This is a genomic window from Bacillus sp. X1(2014) (assembly GCF_007678255.1).
Genome location: NZ_VEED01000046.1, coordinates 1 through 5,254, shown reverse-complemented (window position 1 = coordinate 5,254; position 5,254 = coordinate 1). Strand labels below are relative to the sequence as shown.

Here is a 5,254-nt window from a genome sequence, read left to right as displayed (position 1 = left end):
GTATTAGCTGGAAAATCCATCACTACATCTGTACCGACACTTAATATGTTTTGGACATGCTTTTTCACCAACGGCTTAAGCTGCGCTGAGAATTTTAGATAGTCCTCAAATGATGCAATCTGATTGGGATAAAGAGATGAAAGCCATTCATCCTCAGACAACAGTATCGCATGTTTATCTATCGCCAATTGTTTTGATTTAGTCGATTTTCCAGCTCCCATTTTTCCACAGAAAAAGTATAGCGTCCCCAATTGTTTCATATTTTTTAACCCCCCGCGCTTATTTTAGTTTAAACTTTTTACTTCGTTAGTTCCCATAGATACTCTTCAATTCACTTATTCTACCAATTTCATTTGTATTCCTTCTTTAACAAACCTTCCCCGTTACCTCAATAAGAAAAAGCATTACCGTTGTTCCAGTAATGCTACCCTTTTATGTAAAAACACTTTTTATTAATCTTGGATCATACCTTCATAAATTTTCTCAAACATGACCACTGGAACGGTGAAATTGGTTGTTTTCTCATTACGCCAATATGTAACTATTTCTAACTGATTCCCTTTTCTTTCTACTTCCAATAAGGAATTCTCACCTTTATCCCTAATCGAAACAAATTGATTACCATTTTTCTTTACTTTCTCTTTATACTCATAATTCATAAAACCACTCCCTATTTTTATTGTTTCTATACTTTTTTTAGAAATCCTTCTTGAAGTAACCTGCGTCGTTAGTGGAACAAGTAACAAAGAGTCGCAGATTCGACTCTTTGTTACTCAAGCACCGGTTAGTTTAAGTACACTGGTCCACACTAATGAAATAATTATTTGACGGTATTAAGCATTCTTATTGGTTAGAGAAATATTATAATTCAACTATTATGAAAAATTAGCAATACACATTCCACCTAAATTCATTTTAATCTCAAATGACATAAATGTGGATTATTTCCGGGTTTCAAATTTAAAGGCATTAGCAATTGATATTTAACTTTCACCTCCTTCAAATTGAACATCCCAATCATCTGTATTATCGTCTGTATCACAATCGTCAACTTCTGTATAAAGGATGGAATCGACTGCAATTCTTTTTATTTTCATTCGCTCCAATTACCTATCACCCCTTTAAACTTAGTCATTTTATAAGTAATTCATTTGTAAGTGGAATGTGCTTACGAAATTTCTTTGATGGAAGAAATTTAGTTACCCCTAATATTTTGGTTGAACTAAAAATTAAAAACAAAAAGTACAAGTCTAATTTTATTATTGATAATTCGTTTAGTCCTTAAAATATACTAAACTGCTCCGTTTGTTGAACAAGAAAAAGGGAAAGTCTATTGTTTTAGCTACGAATTAGTGGTAAATTTTAATCGCTTATCGCCTAGAATAGTGATATTAATATTCCATCTTGGGTGCATTACGAGGTTGTTATTTTCATCAAAGTCTAAAACAATAAGAATGTCCTCATCCCCTTCATTAAGGATTGCCATTCTTTTATTTTCTTTATCTATTAACCTGATTATAGAGCAATTATTTATTAAAACATACCTTTTTGAGCTAACCAGCCACGTTAGTCGAATAAGAAAAGGCTGCCATAATGACAGCCCTGATTTTCAACTCTTGCATCCTATAGTTTAAGTAAAAATCTTCACAATCTTTCGTGAAGTGCATATAAAAAAGACGCCTTTTTACTAAAGAAAAACGCCCGATTATTGAACAAACATTCTTTAATCACAGAAATATTTTCAGTTACTTGTTTCTGGTCATTAGATTTTAGTTATATAATTCCGGATTTTTCATGTTAAGATAACACAATTCGTCATTATCGGTAGTGGGATTCCTTTCGGAAATAATTAAAGCTTCAATTCTCTTAACTCTTTAAAGTGAAGTATCGACCGATTGTTAAAAAAATGCTAATGACGATTGTTCAACTAAAGTGCCAGTTAGCTCAACAAGCAAAAAGATGTTGCCACAGCAACACCTTGTTTAATTCTAGCACCAGATAGTTTAAGTACAATGCTTCACAATCTCTTGAAAATTCATTTATATAATTCTTAATTATCAGACCGTCCTTTAAAGAATAAATAACACAATGCAAAATGACCAAATATAACAATATTTGACCAGTTGAGTTTTGGTTAAGAAAAATATGGATGCCATTGGCACGAAGTATGGAACGAATAACAATAGAAAGAATTGCAGCAATAAATGCAGCAAACATATATTTTTTAAATGACATAAAGTTACTCCTTTTTACCCAGGCTAGTAAAAAATAAGAAATGGACTACGAATTCTATACCATTTATAATCTGCTTAAATTTGTCTTTTTATTGAATTAACTGCCAGTAGCTCAATAAGCAAAAAAGATGCTGCGGCAGCAACACCTTATTGAACTCCTGCATCCGTTAGTTGAGTAGGAAATATCAAATTAATATATTACTTTTTAAACTCGAATACATCTTTTTCCCAAACTCCATTTTGTATAAACCCACAGGAACGAGGTGTAAATATTTTTGGCTGTTGTGGGGATTCATTTTATGAATAATGGTGAATAGTTAAAAAACTGACTAGTTTAAATATTTGAAATTTCGCACACTTATGGTATATTAGAGGTATAAAATAATTACCGGGCAAAGGCGCCTTAGCAGCAGTCAAATAGACTGTTGTTAAAGGCGCTTTTTTTGCTTTAAAAGGAGGAAACAGGAAATGTTCATGCAAAGAAAAAAACTGAAAGGCATCGTGGGAAGTATCGTCATCAGCAGCTTGCTTCTGACAACAGGGTTTTCAGCAACATCTGAAAAATCAAAGGTTGCGGATCAAGATAAAAAGTTTGAAAAAAAAGAAAATCTTTCATCTATCCAGATGTTGGATCAAGGGAAATGGGCTCCGAATACATATGAAGCCATTCAAGATTTGATCAACAAGTATGGTGTCAAAAGCTCTAGGTATAAGTCAGAAAAGAAACCCTACGCCATATTTGACTGGGATAATACGAGCATTATGAATGATACAGAAGAAGCCCTTTTCTTCTATCAAATTGATCAAATGAAATTTAATCTGACTCCAGAAGAGTTTTACACAGTCATAAAAACGAAGATTCCAGATGGGCCATTTTCAAACGCCTATAAAAACAATAACGGGGAATTGGTAACGCTAGAAGCGATTACAAATGATCTAAAACGGGATTATGACTATCTTTATCGACATTACAAGGTATTAATAGGCGATCAATCTCTCGATGAGATTCGCGCCACAGATTATTTTCAAGATTTTAAGGTGAAACTATATTTCCTTTATGAGGCAATTGGCGATACGTATAGTACTGACATTAGTTATCCATGGGTTCTTTACTTGTTTTCAAACATGTCAGTTGGAGAAGTTAAACAGTTGGCGGAAGATTCTAATGATCTCAACTTAGGTGCAGGCATATCGAAAGAGAAACTGACAAGTCCGCAACAGTTGCACGGCGATGCTGGCGTAGTAAGCATTTCCCATATAACGGGTTTACGATTGGCACCTGAAATTTCAAATTTAATGCACACGTTTCAGAATAATGGAATTGATGTTTATGTTGTATCCGCTTCAATGGAAGAAGTAGTGGAAGTATTCGCATCCAATCCTAAATATGGTTATAACCTTCCGGAAGAAAACGTATTTGGCATGAGATTAAAGAAAGAATCCGGAAACATCAAGCCTGTTTATGAAGAAAATTATCCGATTACTGCTGGTCAAGGAAAAACAAAAACCATTATAAATGAAATTGCCAGTAATAAAGGAGGATGTGGCCCTATCTTTGTTGCAGGCGACAGCAATACCGATTATGAAATGTTGACCGAGTTTAAGGATACAAAGCTTAGCTTGATTATTAATCGCGTAAGCGGCAGCAAAATTGGAGAACTTTCAAAATTGGCTTCCTCACGAATGGGGAAAAATAACCCTAAATATGTACTTCAAGGTAGAAATGAAAATACCGGTTTATGGATCCCTACTGAATCTACCATTAAGTTAGGAACAAATGAAAAAGTTTTGTTAGCAAACCATTAGACTATAAAAAAAGTTGGTGGATTCAGGAGTTGTAAAAAACGTTCTAAAGGATGACCAAGAGCTTTTTATGATAAATTCATATTTAGTACGTTATGTACGGGTTATAAATGAAAAGATATTAGTTTTATAAAAAGTAAAATGCGGTTACTTATAACTCAATAAAAAAGTCACCTTGGATTTTATAAAGACTTACAAAAATTCTCTATAAATATGCACAAAATTATTCTAGGATGAATAACAAGGAGATAGTAATGCGATTTAAAACACTATCTAATGAAGAGCTAATTGATATATATTTAACGGCTTATGAACATAAATTAAATGATTCTTTTTTAAAAATGTTGTTAGAGGAAATTGTGGAAAGAGATATATATGACTTATTACTTGAGACTGGTTTACAATCCTAGTCTTATTTTTTTAGCTTTTTGAGTCGATAGCGATATTAATGGCGTAATTTCACCTCATTAACCTGCGCCTTTAGTACGACAAGCAAAAAATTCGCGCAGCTATGCCCATCTTTAACTCTTGCACCCGTTACTTTAAGTGTAATTCTTCACAAATTTTTATGTTAAGGATAAAAAAAAGACTATTCGTATTTGAATAATCTAACCTGTACTCCCTTATTTTTTAACACCTTAACTAACTTAACCATTAGGAATCCAAGAATAACAAGTCCTGCTAATATTGCTATAGGTGTTATTGTATTTAATATCATATACTTCCCTCCTAAGGTATCCTAATTAAAATTATACAATAAATACCAATTGTTGCGGAAAATTATTGAACAAACCTGCCACGTTGCACAATAAGAAAAGTCGCCTTCGATTCGATGGCAGCAAACACTTCAAAAAATCTTTAAAAAATCAGTTTATATAAAACAAATCCAACTATTAATACAACAATTAATATTCCTGTCCCTTTCCAACCCATACCACCAGTTAAATCAGTTAAATTCCCATTACTTCCTCTATTTAATGAATCGTTTAATGAACCAGTTGGATTATTTTTTAATTCACCTTGTCTTAATCGTTCTCTTTTTTCTTCAGGTGTTTCATCGTGATTATTCAAACTAAACACCCCCTACGAATAGTTTCTATTGTGTATATATTCTATATTTTATCGTCTATACCTTCTTACACTCCCTCAGTTTAATACGATTTTCTCCCGAATACTCGCTTATTCGCAGGATTTCATAACCTTTGATATAGGAATAA

8 protein-coding genes are annotated in these 5,254 nt (G+C 32.9%); 2 read left to right on the top strand and 6 right to left on the bottom strand.

Translation table 11 applies throughout. The features are described 5' to 3' along the window. The 4 genes from FS608_RS29635 to FS608_RS29620 form a co-directional block, all read right to left on the bottom strand. Nucleotides 1–260, bottom strand: a 260-nt coding sequence (locus FS608_RS29635) for a P-loop nucleotide/nucleoside kinase family protein (RefSeq protein ID WP_144556142.1), incomplete at its 3' end; no start/stop codon positions are given. 192 nt (nt 261–452) lie between these two features. Next, nucleotides 453–659 (bottom strand): hypothetical protein, encoded by a 207-nt coding sequence (locus FS608_RS29630; protein WP_144556141.1) that lies wholly within the window; start codon nt 657–659, stop codon nt 453–455. Nucleotides 660–983: 324 nt separating this feature from the next. Further along, a complete protein-coding gene (locus tag FS608_RS31600; RefSeq protein WP_260871874.1) occupies nt 984–1,106 on the bottom strand; it encodes a hypothetical protein in 123 nt (40 codons plus the stop codon). A gap of 838 nt (nt 1,107–1,944) precedes the next feature. Next, nucleotides 1,945–2,235 carry a hypothetical protein gene (locus tag FS608_RS29620; RefSeq protein ID WP_144556140.1) on the bottom strand — a complete coding sequence of 97 codons (291 nt, stop codon included), beginning with the start codon at nt 2,233–2,235 and terminating at the stop codon, nt 1,945–1,947. Between the two features lie 467 nt (nt 2,236–2,702). Between FS608_RS29620 and FS608_RS29615 the strand changes: the two genes are divergently transcribed. Further along, a complete protein-coding gene (locus FS608_RS29615; RefSeq protein ID WP_260871873.1) occupies nt 2,703–4,040 on the top strand; it encodes an HAD family hydrolase in 1,338 nt (445 codons plus the stop codon). A gap of 251 nt (nt 4,041–4,291) precedes the next feature. Further along, a complete protein-coding gene (gene sda, locus FS608_RS29610) occupies nt 4,292–4,447 on the top strand; it encodes a sporulation histidine kinase inhibitor Sda (protein ID WP_133340631.1) in 156 nt (51 codons plus the stop codon). A 179-nt stretch (nt 4,448–4,626) separates the two neighbouring features. Here the strand turns inward: sda and FS608_RS31595 are convergent, their stop codons facing one another. Beyond that, entirely contained in the window at nt 4,627–4,755 is a 129-nt protein-coding gene (locus FS608_RS31595) for a hypothetical protein (RefSeq protein WP_260871872.1), read from the bottom strand. A 140-nt stretch (nt 4,756–4,895) separates the two neighbouring features. Then, a complete protein-coding gene (locus FS608_RS29605; protein WP_144556139.1) occupies nt 4,896–5,108 on the bottom strand; it encodes a DUF6366 family protein in 213 nt (70 codons plus the stop codon). Between the last annotated feature and the right edge of the window lie 146 nt (nt 5,109–5,254).